At 64.0% G+C, this 17,592-nt stretch carries 16 protein-coding genes; 10 read left to right on the top strand and 6 right to left on the bottom strand.

The features are described 5' to 3' along the window. Position 1: 1 nt before the first annotated feature. Complete coding sequence (locus tag J5M58_RS13145; RefSeq protein WP_112252440.1) at positions 2–898, top strand: LysR family transcriptional regulator; 897 nt, start codon at positions 2–4, stop codon at positions 896–898. On the opposite strand, the gene J5M58_RS13140 is transcribed toward J5M58_RS13145, so the two are convergent. Next, positions 879–1,799, bottom strand: coding sequence for a LysR substrate-binding domain-containing protein (locus tag J5M58_RS13140; protein WP_085592215.1), 921 nt, complete (start codon positions 1,797–1,799; stop codon positions 879–881). The two genes, J5M58_RS13145 and J5M58_RS13140, sit on opposite strands and share 20 nt — an antisense overlap. A 159-nt stretch (positions 1,800–1,958) precedes the next feature. Here J5M58_RS13140 and J5M58_RS13135 point away from each other — a divergent pair, with 159 nt between their 5' ends. The 8 genes from J5M58_RS13135 (at position 1,959) to J5M58_RS13100 (ending at position 7,688) form a co-directional block, all read left to right on the top strand. Beyond that, complete coding sequence (locus J5M58_RS13135; protein WP_207878332.1) at positions 1,959–2,747, top strand: YqcI/YcgG family protein; 789 nt, start codon at positions 1,959–1,961, stop codon at positions 2,745–2,747. A 2-nt stretch (positions 2,748–2,749) separates the two neighbouring features. Continuing rightward, a complete protein-coding gene (locus J5M58_RS13130; protein WP_025338491.1) occupies positions 2,750–3,376 on the top strand; it encodes a LysE family translocator in 627 nt (208 codons plus the stop codon). Between the two features lie 39 nt (positions 3,377–3,415). After that, positions 3,416–4,498 (top strand): hypothetical protein, encoded by a 1,083-nt coding sequence (locus J5M58_RS13125; RefSeq protein WP_112252374.1) that lies wholly within the window; start codon positions 3,416–3,418, stop codon positions 4,496–4,498. 138 nt (positions 4,499–4,636) lie between these two features. Next, a complete protein-coding gene (locus tag J5M58_RS13120; protein WP_112252373.1) occupies positions 4,637–5,332 on the top strand; it encodes a sel1 repeat family protein in 696 nt (231 codons plus the stop codon). Between the two features lie 222 nt (positions 5,333–5,554). Next, positions 5,555–6,247: an AzlC family ABC transporter permease gene (locus tag J5M58_RS13115; RefSeq protein WP_112252372.1), complete on the top strand. Its 693-nt coding sequence runs from the start codon at positions 5,555–5,557 to the stop codon at positions 6,245–6,247. Further along, the gene (locus J5M58_RS13110) at positions 6,244–6,558 is read left to right on the top strand and encodes an AzlD domain-containing protein (protein WP_112252371.1); all 315 of its coding nucleotides are present in this window, start codon (positions 6,244–6,246) and stop codon (positions 6,556–6,558) included. The genes J5M58_RS13115 and J5M58_RS13110 overlap by 4 nt, the downstream gene beginning before the upstream one ends. Continuing rightward, complete coding sequence (locus J5M58_RS13105) at positions 6,555–7,388, top strand: AraC family transcriptional regulator (RefSeq protein WP_112252370.1); 834 nt, start codon at positions 6,555–6,557, stop codon at positions 7,386–7,388. Before J5M58_RS13110 ends, J5M58_RS13105 begins: the two co-directional genes overlap by 4 nt. 72 nt (positions 7,389–7,460) lie before the next feature. Continuing rightward, the gene (locus J5M58_RS13100; protein ID WP_003260451.1) at positions 7,461–7,688 is read left to right on the top strand and encodes a hypothetical protein; all 228 of its coding nucleotides are present in this window, start codon (positions 7,461–7,463) and stop codon (positions 7,686–7,688) included. 127 nt (positions 7,689–7,815) lie between these two features. Here the strand turns inward: J5M58_RS13100 and J5M58_RS13095 are convergent, their stop codons facing one another. From J5M58_RS13095 to J5M58_RS13075, 5 genes are all read right to left on the bottom strand, one after another. Next, positions 7,816–8,298 carry a copper chaperone PCu(A)C gene (locus J5M58_RS13095; RefSeq protein WP_112252369.1) on the bottom strand — a complete coding sequence of 161 codons (483 nt, stop codon included), beginning with the start codon at positions 8,296–8,298 and terminating at the stop codon, positions 7,816–7,818. Beyond that, positions 8,299–8,907: an SCO family protein gene (locus J5M58_RS13090; RefSeq protein ID WP_024086651.1), complete on the bottom strand. Its 609-nt coding sequence runs from the start codon at positions 8,905–8,907 to the stop codon at positions 8,299–8,301. Between the two features lie 340 nt (positions 8,908–9,247). Then, a complete protein-coding gene (nfuA, locus tag J5M58_RS13085; protein WP_003250416.1) occupies positions 9,248–9,832 on the bottom strand; it encodes a Fe-S biogenesis protein NfuA in 585 nt (194 codons plus the stop codon). 58 nt (positions 9,833–9,890) lie between these two features. Next, complete coding sequence (locus J5M58_RS13080) at positions 9,891–10,925, bottom strand: acyltransferase (protein ID WP_112252368.1); 1,035 nt, start codon at positions 10,923–10,925, stop codon at positions 9,891–9,893. 275 nt (positions 10,926–11,200) lie between these two features. Then, on the bottom strand, positions 11,201–13,501 hold the full coding sequence (locus tag J5M58_RS13075) for a fatty acid cis/trans isomerase (protein ID WP_112252367.1): 2,301 nt from the start codon (positions 13,499–13,501) through the stop codon (positions 11,201–11,203). A 182-nt stretch (positions 13,502–13,683) separates the two neighbouring features. Between J5M58_RS13075 and metH the strand changes: the two genes are divergently transcribed. Beyond that, the gene (metH, locus tag J5M58_RS13070; RefSeq protein ID WP_112252366.1) at positions 13,684–17,391 is read left to right on the top strand and encodes a methionine synthase; all 3,708 of its coding nucleotides are present in this window, start codon (positions 13,684–13,686) and stop codon (positions 17,389–17,391) included. The last annotated feature ends 201 nt before the right edge of the window (positions 17,392–17,592 follow it).

Below are 17,592 nucleotides of genomic sequence, written 5' to 3'. Positions count from 1 at the left end.
CATGGACAGCCTCAGCGGCTTCGTGGTCTTCAACCGGGTGGCTGAAACCCGCAGTTTCGTCGCCGCCGGCCAGTCGTTGGGCATCAGTGCCTCGGCCGTGGGCAAACGCGTGGCGCGGCTCGAAAGCCGCCTGGGGGTACGCCTGTTCCACCGCAGCACGCGCAGCATTACCCTCACCGCCGAAGGCACGCTGTTCCTTGAGCGCAGCCGGCGCATCCTCGCTGAAATCGAGGCCACCGAGCAGGAGCTGTCCCAGGCCAGCGCGACCCCGACTGGCCGCCTGCGGGTGAGCATGCCGCAGGTCACCGGGCTGGTGATGCCGGCACTGGCCGAGTTCATGGCGCGGTACCCACAGGTGGAGCTGGACCTGGATTTTTCCGACCGCATGGTGGATATCGTCGGCGAAGGCTTCGACGTGGTGATGCGAGGTGGGCAGCCGGTGGACTCGCGGCTCAACGCCAAGTTTCTGGGGTACTTCCAGCACTGCCTGGTGGCTTCGCCCGAGTACCTGCGCGAACGCGGCACGCCGCTGCACCCGCGCGATCTGGCGGCGCATACCTGCCTGCATTACCGCTTTCCCAGCAACGGCAAGCTGGAAACCTGGCCGCTGCGCCAGGAACACCCCGAGCAGGGTTACGACATTCCTATCTCGATGGTCTGCAACCACGTCGAGACGCGCGTCTGCTTTGCCGTCAACCACCGCGGCATCACCTGCCTGCCGGACTTCACCGTACGCCGCGAACTGGCCAGCGGTGCGCTGGTCAGCGTGCTCGACGACTTCATGGAGCGGCGTGGCAGCTTCTACCTGCTATGGCCGTCCGGGCGGCAGATGCCGCCGAAATTGCGGGTTTTCATCGACTTCATGCTCGAACGCGTATTCAACCGTACAGGTAATTGATGTCCTTGCAGGCCAGCGGCGGCACCTGGCCCAGCAGGAACTCGCGCAGCTTGTGCATCTGCCGCGCCTTGGGGCTGGCCTTGAGCCAGGTCATGTAATAGCCGTCGCCGGTGGCCACCGCGTGCTTGAACGGCGTTACCAGGCGCCCGGCCAACAGGTCGGCGCTGGCCAGCACCAGGTCGACCACCGAAATACCCAGGCCTTGCTGTGCGGCCGAGATGCCCTGGTCGAGGGTATCGAACACTTGCCCGTGGTCGATGCTGATGTCCAGCGCATCCATGCGAGCCAGCCAGCGCCGCCAGTCTCGTCGGTCAGGGGACGGGTGCAGGAATTCGCACTGGGCCAGGTCGGCAAGGACCGGTTGAGCCTGGGCCATGTAATCCGGGTGGCACACCGGGATCAGCCATTCATCGAACAGCTTGAAACTCTCGATATCGGCGGGAAAACGCCCGTTGGCCAGGAGGATCGCACAGTCGTAGGGCTCGGAGTAGAAGTCCACGCTGTCGATGTCCATCCACACGCTGGACAGCTGCACGCTGCAGTTGTCCTCGACCTTCTTGAACGCATCCAGCGCCCGCAGCAGCCAGCGCACGGTCAGCGTGGACGGCGCCTTCAGACGCAGGCCGTAGCGGTCCTGACGCAGCAGGGCGCAGGCATTTTCGATGATCTTGAAGCCAACCTTGAGTTCCTGCGCCAGCAGGCGGCCGTGCTCGGTCAGGGCCAGCTTCGGCCCGCGGCGTTCGAACAGGTCGCAGCCGAACATGGCTTCGAGGGTCTTGATGTGGTGGCTGACGGCGCCCTGGGTCAGGGCCAGCTCTTCCGCGGCACGGGTAAATGAGCCATAGCGAGAGGCCACCTCGAAGGCACGCAGCGCGTGCAAAGCCTGAATCCGTTCCGACATGGCGACGCCCTGAGCATGAGTAAGACTAATAGTAGGTCATAGTTCCACGCGTTTTACAACGCCAAGGACGTCTCGGAAAATGCAGGTAAATAACAAACATAACCAAGATCCTGCCTGCATGTGACTTGAACGTTCATAGAATTTACGCCTGGGGAAATCATGTCGACGGGTTATGGAACTTGCTATCGCCTGGATGCGCTAGAGCTGGCCGCTGACCATGTGCGCAACACGCAACATTGGACCTACAAAGCCGTAGAACATTTTCGCAGTGTCCTCGCCAACCCCGAGTTTCCCTGCCTGTTCGGCCGCAAGGCGGTAAACGGCGCAACCTGCCACATCCTCTTCGCCCGCGCCGGGCAACTGGCCGATGACATCGCCATGGGCCTGGCCGACTACGTGCGCACAGTCGCACCTATCCCACCCAAGCAGCGTATCGGCAGCCCACTGGTGGTGTTTCTCGAAACCGCCGCCGACTACACACTGGCCGAGCAACAGGCGCTGGCCTGGAAGGTGTTGCGTGGCGTGCACGCGCGCGACCCGCAGCCCTGGCCGCAGGGCATCCCGACCGACCCCGACGACAACGCCTGGTCGTTCTGCTTTGCCGGCATGCCGCTGTTCATCAACATGAACTTCCCCGGCCACCAGCAGATGAAAAGCCGCAACCTGGGGCCACACATCACCTTCGTCATCAACCCGCGGGCGAACTTCGACGAAGTGGCCAACGTCAACACCGAAAGCGGCCATCGTATCCGCGAACGCATCCGCGAGCGCGTGCACCACTACAACGACGGCGTCATGCCCGACACCCTTGGTTTCTTCGGCGATGCCGACAACTACGAGTGGAAGCAGTACCAACTGCAGGAGGCAGGGTCGCTCAACCCGTCCCGCTGCCCGTTCCACGCCCATGCCGTACAGCCGGCAACACCCGACATACTGATCGAGACCTGACCGTGAATACCGCACTCACCGCTACCTACGCCCTTACTGTCCTGCTACTGATCGCCACCCCCGGCCCGGTGGTGGCACTGATCGTCAACACCGCGGCCGCCTCCGGTTCACGCAAGGCCATGTTCACGGCTGTCGGCACCAACTGGGCATCACTGGTGCTGATCGGCGCGGCGGCCTGGATCATCCTCACCAGCGCCGCCATCGACAAGGCCTGGCTCAGCGCCATGAGCCTGCTGGGTTGCCTGTTCATCGGCTACATTGCCGTCGGCACGCTGCGGGACGCCCTGCAGGCGCCAGCAGCCGAGGCACCGGGCGAGCTCGCCAAGCCTGGCCGCGGCGGGCTGCTGCAAGGTTTCATGGTGGGCATTTCCAACCCGAAGGACATCATCTTCTTCATCGCCTTCTTCCCGCAGTTCATCCAGATCACCGAGTCGTTCGGCAAGAGCATGGTGGTGCTGTCGATGCTGTGGGTGGCCATCGATTTTGCCGTGCTGAGCCTGTACATCTTCGCCATCGGCAAGATCGCCTCGCAACGCAGCAACCGCATGATCAGCCTGGCCTCGGGGGTCGCCCTGCTGCTGATCGCCGCTGGCGGCCTGCTGTACAACGTCAAGGAGCTGGCGGCCTGAATGTGATGCAAAGCGCCCGCTGCAACAGAAGGAGAACCCATGACCGCGACTGACACGAGCCCTTCGCCTTCGCCGTTGCAACAGGACTACCAGCGCTTTCTGCTGCTGGGCAGCCGGCGTGCCCCGCACACCGTGCATGTGCACGAAACCGGCTACCGCTCCGGCACCATCAACACCGATGCCCTGGGCCTGCGTTACAGCCACTGCGCCGGCAAGCGCTTTTCGGTGGCCGAACGCGGTGGGGCGTCACGCATCAACCTGCTGGTCGGCGGCTCCGCTGCCCTGGGCATCGGCGCCAGCTCCGACGGACACACAGTGGCCTCGCACCTGTCGATGCTTACCGGCGAAGTCTGGCTGAGCCTGGCCGGCTGCGGGCTGAATGCCAGCCAGGAACTGCTGATGTTCCTGACCCACCAACATCGCCTTGGCCAGCTCGGCCATGTGGTGGTGCTCAGTGGCCTCAACACCCTGGCCCACGAAGCCCTCTGCGAGGTCCTCGCCAACCTGAATGACCCTCAGCACGCCAAGGCCTACCAGGATTTTCTCAACAGTTTCAGCGAAGGCATGCAGCCCTCGACGTCGCCCCGCCGGCAATCGCTATGGCAGCGTATCGGCCAGGCGTTGGCCACGCCCTCGGTCGCAACACCTGCGACCTGGCCGCTGTCGCCCCCGGAAAAGCGCCTGGCCCGTGCCGCCGACAGCATTGGCCGGACCTTGCGCCAATGGGACCGGCTGCTGGCAGACAGCCATTCCACCCTCACCTTCATCCTGCAGCCGTTGCTGCCCTGGTGCCGGGATAGCCTGCCCGCTGGCGAGCAGGCCATGCTGGACGCGCTACAGCGGCGACCGGCGAATTTCGACCGGCTGCTGGACGGCGCGTTCGACAGCCAGTTGCACTCGGCCTTCTTCCGCCGTATCAAGAGCCAGGCCGAACCGGTCCCCTGCTACGACATGAACTGCATGCTCAGCAGCTCACCGGTGTTCGGCGCCGACCTGTTCATCGACCGCCTGCACCTGAACGACCTGGGCAACAATGCCCTGGCCAAGGTCATTACCGCCAAGCTTGGCCTGGCCCAGGAAAAACATGCCCAGCGCAAGGTCACGCCGATCAAGCTCGTCTGACAGTTGCCGGGTGGACTTTCGGCCAGACCCTTTGGGTGGCTAGAATAGGCCGTCGTTCCGATCTGCCCGAGGCGCACGCTTGACCGCCATGAACATCGAAGCCATCCATCAGTACCTGGCACCCCATGGAGCTTGCCTGTGAGCCGCATGCTGCGCTTGCCCCCACTGTTGATCGCCCTGATGCCACTGGCCACGCATGCGCTGGAAGTGCGCATCGACCCTCATGCCGACCTGCTCTACCGCCAGGCCTTGCCCTTGCTGGAGCAGGCAGACAGCCAGGACGACGGCGCCAGCACGCTGCGCACGGCCATCGGCGGCGACCCGGAGCTCAGCCGCCAGGGCCAGGCCATGGCCCACACCCTGCCGACAGCAGTCGCCTTGCTGAAAAAGTCCGTGGAGTTGGGCCACCCGGTCGCACAGTACCGCCTGGCGCTGTACTACATGACCTACCTGCCCGCCGCGCAAATCCCGGATGCCGCCTGCCCGCTGCTCGAAGCCAGCCTCAGGCAGGGCTTTGCCGCACCAGCCCCGGCCATCGCTACCTGGTGCCCGCCCTATAACGTCAGCAACGAGTACCGGACTGCGCTGGAGGCCATCCCCAACATGGCCACCTTGTATGCGCCCTATTACCCACAGCCGGCCACGCGCCTGGCCTGCAACCGCAACCGGCCACAAGGCCTGGAAATGCAGTGGGGGCGCCAGCGTGACTACCAGGCCGAGGTCTACCGCCTGCTCGGCGACCTGGACCCGCAGCATCGCCAGAGCCTGCTGCAGAAGGCCGTGGACACCAACGGCTGCGTGACGGCGCAGAAGCATCTGACCAGCCGTCCGTAACACGGACACGGTTTCCGTGTAGGAGCGGCCTTGTGTCGCGATGGGGCGCGCAGCGGCCCCAGGATTTCAGCTTCGCCGCAGATATTGCCGGGGCCGCTGCGCGCCCCATCGCGACACAAGGCCGCTCCTACAAGGGAACGTGCCAGGCATAGCAAGATCGTTCAAGCCATCCCCCGCCCCGTCTGGCATGCTGGCCTACCACCTACACGCACTGCAGCCACCATGCCCCACATCGCCCGCCAAGCCTTTCTCCACGGCGCCATCGCCATTCTCCCGTTGTCCCTGGCCGTTGCCCCCTGGGGCCTGCTGGCCGGCTCCATGGCCATCGAAGCCAACCTCAGCGCCTGGCAGGGGCAAGGGCTGTCGGCCATCGTCTTCGCCGGTGCCGCGCAACTGGTGGCCATCGGCATGCTCAAGGGCGGCGCCAACCTGGCGTCGATCCTGCTGACCACCCTGCTGTTGACCTCGCAGCACCTGCTGTATGGCCTGACAATGCGCCCGGTGCTGTCCAGCCAGCCGCTGCGCTGGCGACTGGGCCTGGGCTTCCTGCTGACCGACGAGTTCTTCGCCCTGACCAGTCAGTACGACCAGCAGCAGTTCAACCGCTGGTACGCCTTGGGCGTGGGCCTGACCTTCTACGTCGCCTGGAACCTGTTCACCCTGGCCGGTATCCTGCTGGGGCAGAACATTCCGCACCTGGACCAGCTCGGCCTGGACTTCTCCATCGTCGCCACCTTCGTCGCCCTGATCGCGCCACTGGTGCGCAACCTGGCCACGCTGGTGTGCGTGGCGGTGTCGCTGTTCTGTTCGGTGCTGTTCAGCTACTGGCACTGGGAAACCGCCCTGGTGGCCGCAGGCCTGCTGGGCATGAGCGCCGGTTTCATCTGCCAGAAATTCGCCGGAGCCCGCGCATGACCTGGATCCTTATTTTCGCCATGGGCGCCATCGTGTTCCTCAACCGCTATGCGTTCCTGGAGCCGCGCCTGCCCTTGCGCCTGAGCTCCAACGCACGGCAATTCCTCGGTTTTGCCGTGCCGGGCATGCTCACCGCTATCTGCGGCCCGATCATCTTCATGCCCGAGCACCAGCTGAACCTGAGCCTGCTCAACCCCTACCTGCTGGGCTCGCTGGTGGCCATTGCCCTGGTGCTGTTGACCCGCAGCGTGCTGCTGAGCATGCTGGTGAGCATGTTGATCTTCTTCCTCCTGCGCAGCTGGCTGGCATGAGCACGCCCCTGCGCGAGCAGACACACCTCTGGCAGGCGCCGGCACTGGGCGACGTCGAGATGCTGCACGCGCGCTATTTCCAGCAGCGTTTCGCCCCGCATGTGCATGAAGGCTATGTCTTCACCGTGATCGAGTCGGGCGCACAGCGCTTCTGGCATCGCGGCAGCGAGCACCTGGCGCCGGTCGGCAGCATGGTGCTGATCAACCCCGACGAGCTGCATACCGGTGCCACCGCCCACGAAGCGGGCTGGCGCTACCGTGGGTTCTACCCGGAACATGAACGGGTAACCGGGGTGCTCGACGAACTGGAACTGGGCCGCCACGGCATGCCCAGCTTCAAGGACAGCGTGATCCACGACCCGGCCTTGGCGATTGCCTTCAGCCAGTTGCACCAGCTGTCCGAAGCCGGCGCCAGCGCCCTGCAGCAGCAGACCGCCTGGCGCCAGGCGGTGCTGGCCCTGGTGCAACGGCACGGGCAATGCGCGGAACCAGCCGCCCCTGGCCACGAACCGCTGGCAGTGGCCCGCGCCCGTGAGCTGCTGGAAAGCCAACTGGCCGACCCGCCCTCGCTCGAGGCCCTGGCGGCGGCGGTCAACCTGTCGCCGTTCCACTTCGCCCGGGTGTTCCGCCAGGCCACCGGCCTGCCGCCACATGCCTGGTTGAAGCAGCGGCGCCTGGCCCGTGCGCGGGAAATGCTCAAGCGTGGCTGGGCTGCCTCGGAAGTGGCGTTCGACCTGGGCTTTGCCGACCAGAGCCATTTGAGCCGGCAGTTCAAGCAGGCCTATGGGGTAACGCCAGGGGCCTATCGCAGCGCCTGCCTGCAGGGCTGAGCTGCGACAGCCGGCCTCAGGCAGGCCGGCCAGCCACTGCTACACTGACAAGGCTGAATGGAGGATCCTGCCATGTCCGAAAGAGAGCTCACCACCCTCCTGTCGCTGATGAACCAGCGCCAGGCCTGCCTGAGCAGTGCCTGCAAGGAGATAGCCGACTGGATCGACCGGCAGGGCGACGTGCCCGCCGCCGGCAAGATCCGCGCAAGTCTCAAGGCCCTAGAGGCCGATGAGGCCCAGGTCCGCAAGACCTTGACCTCGCTGACCCTCGACAGGCCGCTGCCCAAGTTTCGCAGCTGATTGAACCGGGGGCTGCCTGGCAGCCCATCGCGACACAAGGCCGCTCCCACAGGGGATAAGCGTTCTCCTGTGGGAGCGGCCTTGTGTCGCGATGGGGCGCAAAGCGCCCCCAAAGGGTTCAGCCTGATCAGTGCTTCATGTGCATGTGATCATGCCCACCGCCCGCCTCGGCGTTGAGCGCACGCACTTCGGCCTGCACATCCAGGGTTTCCTTGGCCCCCTTGGCATCTTCGATGGTCAGGGTCAGTGGCACTTTCTCGCCTTCTTTCACCTGATTGTTCAGGCCCATCAGCATCACGTGCAGGCTATTCGGGTCGAGGGTCACCGCCTGGCCGGCCGGTAGCTCGACCGCCTTGACCTCACGCATGCCCATCACGTCGCCGTTCATGGTCATCTCGTGCACCTGCACGGTCTTGGCCACAGGCGAAGCCACGCCCACCAGCTTGCTGTCGCTGCTGGCGGTCAGGGTCATGAAGGCGCCGGTGGACTGCTGGTGCGGCACAGTCGCACGGACCCAGGCGTCGCTCACGGTGGTCTGGGCCAGGGCCGGCAGCGCCAGGCCCAACAGGGCCAGGGCAGCCAGGCCTTGCTTGATCGGTTGCATCGACATTCAGCAGATCTCCATCAGGGTGACCAAGTCTTCGGCGCATTCCTGGGCGGTCAGGGAATGGCCCAGGCTCAGGCGCAGGGTGCCACGCGTATCGTAGACGTAGCTGGTGGACGAGTGAGAGACGGTATAAGTGTCACCGGCCGGGACTTTCTCGTAGAACACCTTGAATTCCTTGGCCACCGCGGCGATTTCCTCGGGGGTGCCGGTCAGCGCGGTGAACGATGGGTCGAACGCCTTGACGTAGGCATCGAGCACTTCGGGGGTGTCGCGCTCCGGGTCCAGGGTAATCAACACCACCTGGAACAGGTCGCGATCGCGGCCGCGCAGCAGCTTGCGGATTTGCGCAGCGCGCGCCAGGGTGGTCGGGCAAACCGCCGGGCACTGGGTGAAGCCGAAGAAGATCATCGGCATGCTGCCGTAGAAGCTCGACAGGGTGCGCACGTTACCCTGGGTGTCCTTGAGGCTGAACTTGCGCCCAAGGATTTCATTGCTCATGTTCTTGCCGTACTTGAACTCGAGCCCCCGGGCCGGGCTGCAGCCTGCCAGCAGGCCAAGCCCGAGAACGCCCATCCCGGCGACAACTGCGCGCCGGGTATATAGATCATTCATGAAACCATCCTTTACAGGGAAGGTGCCGGCCCTCGGGACGGGCCGGTCGAAAAACGGGGGCATTCTGGCACGGCACCCTGAGGGGTTCTACCCGACGAAGGCGAGGATCGGCTGCAGCCCTTTGAATACGGGCTGCGGCCTGTTGTCGCAGGGGTTGAAACAGTAACACTTTGTTGCTAAGGAAGTGGGTTCAATGCGATCCCTGCAGGAGCGGCCTTGTGTCGCGAAAGGGCCGCGAGGCGGCCCCGGCAATACCAGCTTCGCCGCCAATATCCCGGGGCTGCTCCGCAGCCCTTTCGCGACGCAAGGCCGCTCCTACACATGACAGAGCGCGTCAGCCTCAGTAGTAGGCGTTCTCTTTCTGGCTGTGGTCAGTCACGTCACGCACGCCCTTCAGCTCGGGAATACGCTCGAGCAGGGTGCGCTCGATGCCTTCCTTCAGGGTCACATCGGCCTGGCCGCAACCCTGGCAACCACCACCGAACTGCAGCACGGCAATGCCGTCGTCGACCACATCCACCAGGCTCACCTGGCCGCCGTGGCTGGCCAGGCCGGGGTTGATCTCGGTCTGCAGGTAGTAGTTGATGCGCTCGTTGATCGGGCTGTCTTCGTTGACCATCGGTACCTTGGCGTTCGGCGCCTTGATGGTCAGCTGGCCACCCATGCGGTCGGTGGCATAGTCGACCAGCGCGTCTTCCAGGAACGGCACGCTGACCGCGTCCAGGTAAGCGGTGAAGCTCTTCAGACCCACGGCGGTGTCGTCAGGCTTCTCTTCGCCCGGCTTGCAGTAGGCGATGCAGGTTTCGGCGTACTGGGTGCCCGGCTGGGTGATGAAAATGCGAATGCCGATGCCAGGCGTGTTCTGCTTGGAAAGCAGATCGGCCAGGTAGTCATGGGCGGCGTCGGTAATGGTTATAGCGCTCATGTAGGTTCCTCACAGACTTGCGGCCAAGTGTACGCCAACCCGGCCTTCGAACAAAGTCCTAGTATTTGACTCGGGAAAGCGCATATTCAGGGGCTCGCCCCCGTGGCGCCGCCAGCCAGGCCTGCATGCGCCGGTAAAGGCCGCGCTCGAGCCACTGGTAGCTGAACCACGACATTAGTCCAATGGACGGCACGCACAGGGCAAACACCAGGTACGGGTTCAACTGCAGGCGCTGGCTGGCGAACCAACCGGCATACAGCACCAGCACATGAACCAGGTACACCGAATACGAACAGTCGCCCAGCGCCTTGAGCAGCCGGTTGCCACGGAACACCGGCTCCAGGGCAACGAAGGCCAGCACGATCATTGCGCTCGGCACGCCCCAGTGCAGCAAGCGCCGGGAAGCGTCCAGGTGGTAGATGGCAAGGCCCGCCGCCGCCAGCAGCACCAACGGCAGCCAGCGGCCCTGCTGGATCAGCCCGCGCCGGTGCAACACGCCCAGGCCGATGCCGAGCAGGAATTCGTAGATGATGTCGTTGCTGTAGAAGCGGCTGAGCACGCCCAGCCGGCCCAGTATCTCGCTGGCCAGCAGCAGCACGGCGGTGACCAGCAGCTGGTGATGACGCTGGCGCACCAGGAAAGCAAGGCCGAACAGCAGGTAGAAGAACATCTCGAAATTCAGTGTCCAGCCCACGTTCAGGGTCGGGTACAAGCCGTAGCCACCGGGGTTTTCTGCCGGGATGAACAGCAGCGACAGCAGCAGGTGGTGCCAGGTGAATGCCTGGTGCGGCATCCATTGGCTGAAGGCCAGCAGCAGGGCTGCCATCAATGCCGTATAGAACCAGTAGGCCGGGACGATACGCAGCACCCGGTTGAGCAGAAACTGGCGGGGCTCGATGGCCTTGTCGCAGGTCGACAGGTAGATGACCAGCCCGCTGATGACGAAGAAGATGTCGACGCCTGCGGCGCCACGGTCGGTGAGCAGTTGGCCGATGGGGCCGGAGGCTTGGAAGTCGAAGAAGATTTGCATGAAATGGTGGCAGACCACCACCCAGGCGGCGAACGCCCGCAGTGCTTGAAGCGAATACAGCATGGAGTACCCTGCGATTGCCGGTGCATTGAGGCCCAGGCTCGAATGCAAGGGCGAGCGCTACGCGCCCGTTCGCGGGTAAACCCGCTCCCACAGGATTAGTGCTGTCCTCGAGAGTCGTGCCATTCCTGTGGGAGGGTTAGCGCTGACCTCGAGAGTGGTGCCATGCCTGTGGGAGCGGGTTTACCCGCGAAGGGCTGCACAGCAGCCCCTTGCAATCGATCAGGACCACCCGACAAGTCCGACCGCAGGGTAATCGGAAAGGTCAGCCCAACCGATCAGAGGTTCTCGTAGCGGTTCATGTCCAGCACGCCCGCCTCGACCGGCTCGGTCTCCTTGATGAAGCTGGTCAGGTCATGGAAGTAGCGCCAGAACTCTGGGTGACTGCGGCGCACACCCCAACGCATGACGATGCGCTCGAACCTGGCCGGGTCATCTTTCGCATACTCCATGTCCTCGACGAACTCCGGCACATCCTTGGTCGGGATGTTGAAGATGAAGTTGGGGTAGCTGCTGAGCACGCCCGGGTACAGGGTCAGGGTGTCCAGCCCCGGCTGGTAGCGGTATGCCTCGCCCAACAGGAACGCCACGTTGCTGTGCGCGCGGTTGCGCAACAGGCTGTACACCTGGCGCTGGCCACCCTGCCCTTCGATGCGCAGCATGGTCGCCTCGGGCAGCTGGTTGATCACCTTCAACCCGGCAGCCGGGCGCGACACCAGGCGGCTGAGCGACTGCTCGGCATTGCGGAACTCTTCGCTCACCTGCGGCCGTGAGCAGAACGCGCCCTGGCAGCGGTTGATCGGGTCAGGCGCGGCATTCAGGCTACCGGTACGCTGCAACAGCTTCAGGCCGAAGTCGCGCTTGGGGTTGCGCGGGTCGAGCTGGATACCGCTCGGGGTGTCGGTGTCGATGTCTTCATAATCCATCCACATCTTCACCTTGCCGCTGGTCTGGTACCAGTCGCCGAGGATCGCCTTGCGCTGGTCGGCCGGCATCAGGCGCAGGAAGTTGACCTCGGCGCCGTTGCGGATCAGGTCGAAGTACAGGCGCGTCTGCAACTGGTGCGAGACGTTGCCGAATACATCGAAGTTGACCGCCAGCTGGTAATAGGTGCGCTCGAACAACGGGTAGTCGAAAAGCCACACGGTCAGCGGCACGTCACCGACCAGGCCCTTGGTCACCGCAGCGCTGTCGAAGTGGCGGAAAATGCTCAGCAGCGCGTTGTCGTTACCGGCCCACAGCGTCGCCCAGCCCGGTGCCGGCATGTCGGCATAGGCTTCGCGGCGCAGTTTTTCGTACTCGTTGCGCTTGTCACGGTAGGCGTGCCACAGGCTCAGCACGCTGCCCACGTCATCGATCTGCCCAGGCATGGCCAGCAACGGCGTGGCCTCGCCACGGTACTTGGCATCGGTGATGTAGCGGTCGTGGGCCGGTTCCTGGAACAACGCCCAGAAGTTGTCGCGGATCACGTCGGTGGCGATCTGCCCACGGCATACCGGGCCACGGATGAAGGTGCGCACGAAGTACTCGGCGTTATCCAGCATGAACTGGTAGCGCGCCACGGCCGGGATCGCTTCGAAGGTTTCGAACGGGTTGGCCCGGTGGCGCGGGCCGTAGCCTGGCAGTGCAGTGGCATGCCAGTCGCCGGCGTAGAACAGTTGCTTGACCCGCTTGAGCTTCTGCGGCCCCATCGGGTAGGTGATGTGCGTCTTGTGCACGATCACGCCCTGCACCGGAATCAACCGGTAGTAGAAGTCGGTGCCCGGTGGGTCATTGGGGCGGCGCGTGGCGATCAGGTCGACTGGCTGGCCGCTCGGTGTACGCGAACGTACCCACTGGAAGAAGTGGCCCTGCTCGCCACCCACGAAGTAGATGTGCGCCAGGAACAGGTGCTCGTACAACCAGCGGCCGACCAGCGCCTCGGTGGAACCCGGGCGGTTGAGCAGCTCTTCCCAATCGGCAATCTGAGTGGCTTCGGCCGCGCTTGGCTTGATCGGCTGGTGCTCGACCGGTGCACCTGCGGCCAGCCAGCGGCGCATGGTGTCGTATTCCTTGTCGGTCAGGCCGGTCACCGCCAGTGGCATGCCTTCCTTGGGGTGGGCGCCGGCATAGGCATCGAACTCATGCGGCAACGGGCACATGTTGTTGCGGTTCAGGCCCAGGACGATTTCCTCGGGCAGCTTGGCGTTGGGGGTGAGCGGGGTCTTGTGCCCCAGCTCGAGCATGCGCGCCATCAGCGCAGCCTGGCTACCCTGGTTATCGAGCACCGAGTAGAAGCCCTTCTTGCGCCATTCGCCCTCGCTGTGGGCGTCGTAGAACAGCCGCGTGGTGGGCACTGCCTTGCTGCGCTCACCCTGGTACACCGGAACCTTGGTAGCGCCGCGCACCGCGCCTTCGGGGCTTTCCAGCTTCAGCTGGCAGGCCGCGTCGTTGCAGGCGTGGCAGGCCACGCATTTCTCGGTGAAGATCGGTTGAATGTCCCGGGTGTAGGAAATAGCCGGGCTCGACTGGGGGGCTTGCCCGAACGCCACACTGCTGATGAGCAGGGCGAAAACGCCGGCAAGAATACGATGCACCATGTGCGGAAAGTCCTGGGTATGAAAGCCATCACGATTTGTTGCCTGGTCGTCCTTGGGTGCCCTGCTTTGCCGACGCCCGCCCAACATGAGGCATTTTCATGCAAATGGGCGATGCACCTAAAAACCGCGCAGCTTTGTTATGATTCTGCACCTTCTGAAATTCGCCCGACCAGGTAGTTCCTATGTCCGACCGCAGCGCTCGTCTCCAAGCACTCCAGAACGCACTCGAAGAGCGCATCCTGATCCTCGACGGCGGCATGGGTACTATGATCCAAAGCTACCGGCTCGAGGAACACGACTATCGTGGCACGCGGTTCGCCGATTGGCCAAGCGATGTCAAGGGTAACAACGACCTGTTGCTGCTCAGCCGCCCGGATGTGATCGCCGCCATCGAAAAGGCCTACCTGGATGCCGGCGCCGATATCCTCGAGACCAACACCTTCAACGCCACGCAGATTTCCCAGGCCGACTACGGCATGGAGTCGCTGGTCTACGAGTTGAACGTCGAGGGCGCGCGCATCGCCCGCCAGGTGGCCGATGCCAAGACCCTGGAAACCCCGCACAAGCCGCGCTTCGTCGCCGGCGTGCTCGGCCCTACCAGCCGCACCTGCTCGATTTCCCCGGACGTCAACGACCCCGGCTACCGCAACGTCACTTTCGACGAGCTGGTAACGAACTACATCGAGGCTACCCGCGGCCTGATCGAAGGCGGCGCCGACCTGCTGCTGATCGAAACCATTTTCGACACCCTCAACGCCAAGGCGGCGATCTTCGCCGTACAGCAGGTGTTCGAGGAAGACGGCATCGAACTGCCGATCATGATTTCCGGCACCATCACCGATGCCTCGGGCCGCACCCTGTCGGGCCAGACCACCGAAGCGTTCTGGAACTCGGTGCGCCACGCCAAGCCGATTTCCGTGGGCCTGAACTGCGCCCTCGGCGCCAAGGACCTGCGCCCCTACCTGGAAGAGCTGGCGACCAAGGCCGACACCCATGTCTCGGCCCACCCCAACGCCGGCCTGCCGAACGCCTTCGGCGAATACGACGAAACCCCGGCGGAAATGGCCGTGGTGGTCGAGGAATTCGCCGCCAGCGGCTTCCTCAACATCATCGGCGGCTGCTGCGGCACCACTCCGGGCCACATCCAGGCCATCGCCGAGGCCGTGGCCAAGTACAAGCCGCGCAAGATTCCGGAAATCGCCAAGGCCTGCCGCCTGTCCGGCCTGGAGCCGTTCACCATCGACCGCCAGTCGCTGTTCGTCAACGTCGGCGAGCGTACCAACATCACCGGCTCCGCCAAATTCGCCCGGCTGATCCGTGAAGAGAACTACACCGAAGCGCTGGAAGTCGCCCTGCAGCAGGTCGAGGCCGGCGCCCAGGTGATCGACATCAACATGGACGAGGGGATGCTCGACTCCCAGGCCGCCATGGTCCGCTTCCTCAACCTGATCGCCGGCGAGCCGGACATCTCGCGCGTGCCGATCATGATCGACTCGTCCAAGTGGGAAGTGATCGAAGCGGGCCTCAAGTGCATCCAGGGCAAGGGCATCGTCAACTCCATTTCCATGAAGGAAGGCGTCGAGCAGTTCAAGCACCACGCCCGCCTGTGCAAGCGCTATGGCGCTGCCGTGGTGGTGATGGCGTTCGACGAAGTCGGCCAGGCCGATACTGCAGCGCGCAAGAAGGAAATCTGCCAGCGCAGCTACGACATCCTGGTCAACGAAGTGGGCTTCCCACCGGAAGACATCATCTTCGACCCGAACATCTTCGCCGTCGCCACCGGCATCGAAGAGCACAACAACTACGCCGTCGACTTCATCGAGGCCTGTGCCTACATCCGTGACCACCTGCCGCACGCCCTGAGTTCGGGCGGTGTGTCCAACGTGTCGTTCTCGTTCCGGGGCAACAACCCGGTGCGCGAAGCCATCCACTCGGTGTTCCTGTACCACGCTATCCAGAATGGCCTGACCATGGGTATCGTCAACGCCGGCCAGCTGGAAATCTATGACGAGATCCCGGCTGCACTGCGTGAAAAGGTCGAGGACGTGGTGCTCAACCGTACCCCGCATGGCACCGACGCACTGCTGGCCATCGCCGACGACTACAAGGGCGGCGGCGCAACCCGGGAAGTTGAAAACGAAGAGTGGCGCTCGCTGCCGGTGGAAAAACGCCTGGAGCACGCACTGGTCAAGGGCATCACCGCGTTCATCGTCGAAGACACCGAGGAATGCCGCCAGCAGTGCGCACGCCCGATCGAAGTGATCGAAGGCCCGCTGATGAATGGCATGAACGTGGTCGGCGACCTGTTCGGCGCGGGCAAGATGTTCCTGCCCCAGGTGGTCAAGTCGGCCCGCGTGATGAAACAGGCGGTAGCACACCTGATCCCGTTCATCGAAGCCGAGAAAGGCGACAAGCCGGAAGCCAAAGGCAAGATCCTGATGGCCACGGTAAAAGGCGATGTGCACGACATCGGCAAGAACATCGTCGGCGTGGTGCTGGGCTGCAACGGCTACGACATCGTCGACCTCGGCGTGATGGTGCCGGCCGAGAAGATCCTGCAAACCGCCCGCGACGAGAAGTGCGACATTATCGGCCTGTCCGGCCTGATCACGCCGTCGCTGGACGAAATGGTCCACGTTGCCCGCGAAATGCAGCGCCAAGGCTTCCAGTTGCCGCTGATGATCGGCGGTGCCACCACTTCCAAGGCGCACACTGCGGTCAAGATCGAACCGAAGTACAGCAACGACGCCGTAGTCTATGTGACCGACGCCTCGCGTGCGGTCGGCGTGGCCACTCAGCTGTTGTCCAAAGAACTGAAGCCGGGCTTCGTCGAGAAAACTCGCCAGGACTATGTGGAAGTACGCGAGCGCACCGCCAACCGCAGCGCCCGCACCGAGCGCCTGAGCTATGCCCAGGCTGTCGCCGCCAAACCTCAGTACGACTGGGCTGGCTATCAGCCAGCGGTGCCCTCCTTCACCGGCGTCAAGGTGCTGGAAGACATCGACCTGCGCACCCTGGCCGAGTACATCGACTGGACCCCGTTCTTCATCTCCTGGGACCTGGCCGGCAAGTTCCCGCGCATCCTCACCGACGAAGTGGTCGGCGAGGCTGCCACGGCGCTGTACAAGGATGCCCGCGAGATGCTCGACAAGCTGATCGACGAAAAGCTCATCAGCGCCCGCGCGGTGTTCGGCTTCTGGCCAGCCAACCAGGTGGCCGATGACGATATCGAAGTGTACGGCGAGGACGGTCAGGCCCTGGCTACCCTGCATCACCTGCGCCAGCAGACCATCAAGCCGGACGGCAAGCCCAACTGGTCGCTGGCCGACTTCGTCGCGCCGAAGGCCAGTGGCGTTACCGACTACGTCGGCGGTTTCATCACCACTGCTGGCATCGGTGCCGAGGAAGTGGCCAAGGCCTACCAGGACAAGGGCGACGACTACAGCTCGATCATGGTCAAGGCCCTGGCCGACCGCCTGGCCGAGGCCTGTGCCGAATGGCTGCACGAACAGGTGCGTAAAGAGCACTGGGGTTATGCCCGCGACGAACACCTCGACAACGAAGCGCTGATCAAGGAGCAGTACCGCGGCATTCGCCCGGCTCCCGGCTACCCGGCCTGCCCGGACCACACCGAGAAGGAAACCCTGTTCCGCCTGCTTGATGGCACTGCCATCGGCGAGACCGGGCCGAGCGGCGTGTTCCTCACCGATCACTTCGCGATGTTCCCGGCGGCGGCAGTCAGCGGCTGGTACTTTGCTCACCCACAGGCGCAGTACTTTGCCGTGGGCAAGGTCGACAAGGACCAGATCGAGCGCTACAGCGCGCGCAAGGGCCAGGATGTGAGTGTCAGCGAGCGCTGGTTGGCGCCTAACCTCGGGTACGACAGCTAAATCGGCGTTGGCTTCTTCGCGGGCTTGCCCGCTCCCACGGGGACCGCACTGCTCTTCAGGGCTGCGCAGTACCTGTGGGAGCGGGCAAGCCCGCGAATAGGCCGGCAAAGCCAACCTCACCCTCATTGCCTACACTGTCCCTGATTGCCTCTGATTTCCTCAGGAGCCACCATGGACGATTCCAGCCAGGGCAAGCCCCCG

Source organism: Pseudomonas sp. 32_A, from assembly GCF_017490905.1.
GTDB classification, from domain to species: Bacteria; Pseudomonadota; Gammaproteobacteria; order Pseudomonadales; family Pseudomonadaceae; genus Aquipseudomonas; species Aquipseudomonas inefficax.
Note: the sequence above shows the minus strand (reverse complement) of the source record. Positions and strands in the feature narration are given on the sequence as shown.

Excerpts from the sequence above, each read along its gene's own strand:
- J5M58_RS13145 (WP_112252440.1), top strand. The coding sequence starts at position 2 with ATGGACAGCCTCAGCGGCTTCGTGGTCTTCAACCGGGTGGCTGAAACC.
- J5M58_RS13140 (WP_085592215.1), bottom strand. The coding sequence starts at position 1,799 with ATGTCGGAACGGATTCAGGCTTTGCACGCGCTGCGTGCCTTCGAGGTG.
- J5M58_RS13135 (WP_207878332.1), top strand. The coding sequence starts at position 1,959 with ATGTCGACGGGTTATGGAACTTGCTATCGCCTGGATGCGCTAGAGCTG.
- J5M58_RS13125 (WP_112252374.1), top strand. The coding sequence starts at position 3,416 with ATGACCGCGACTGACACGAGCCCTTCGCCTTCGCCGTTGCAACAGGAC.
- J5M58_RS13115 (WP_112252372.1), top strand. The coding sequence starts at position 5,555 with ATGCCCCACATCGCCCGCCAAGCCTTTCTCCACGGCGCCATCGCCATT.
- J5M58_RS13110 (WP_112252371.1), top strand. The coding sequence starts at position 6,244 with ATGACCTGGATCCTTATTTTCGCCATGGGCGCCATCGTGTTCCTCAAC.
- J5M58_RS13105 (WP_112252370.1), top strand. The coding sequence starts at position 6,555 with ATGAGCACGCCCCTGCGCGAGCAGACACACCTCTGGCAGGCGCCGGCA.
- J5M58_RS13100 (WP_003260451.1), top strand. The coding sequence starts at position 7,461 with ATGTCCGAAAGAGAGCTCACCACCCTCCTGTCGCTGATGAACCAGCGC.
- J5M58_RS13095 (WP_112252369.1), bottom strand. The coding sequence starts at position 8,298 with ATGTCGATGCAACCGATCAAGCAAGGCCTGGCTGCCCTGGCCCTGTTG.
- J5M58_RS13090 (WP_024086651.1), bottom strand. The coding sequence starts at position 8,907 with ATGAATGATCTATATACCCGGCGCGCAGTTGTCGCCGGGATGGGCGTT.
- nfuA (WP_003250416.1), bottom strand. The coding sequence starts at position 9,832 with ATGAGCGCTATAACCATTACCGACGCCGCCCATGACTACCTGGCCGAT.
- J5M58_RS13080 (WP_112252368.1), bottom strand. The coding sequence starts at position 10,925 with ATGCTGTATTCGCTTCAAGCACTGCGGGCGTTCGCCGCCTGGGTGGTG.
- J5M58_RS13075 (WP_112252367.1), bottom strand. The coding sequence starts at position 13,501 with ATGGTGCATCGTATTCTTGCCGGCGTTTTCGCCCTGCTCATCAGCAGT.
- metH (WP_112252366.1), top strand. The coding sequence starts at position 13,684 with ATGTCCGACCGCAGCGCTCGTCTCCAAGCACTCCAGAACGCACTCGAA.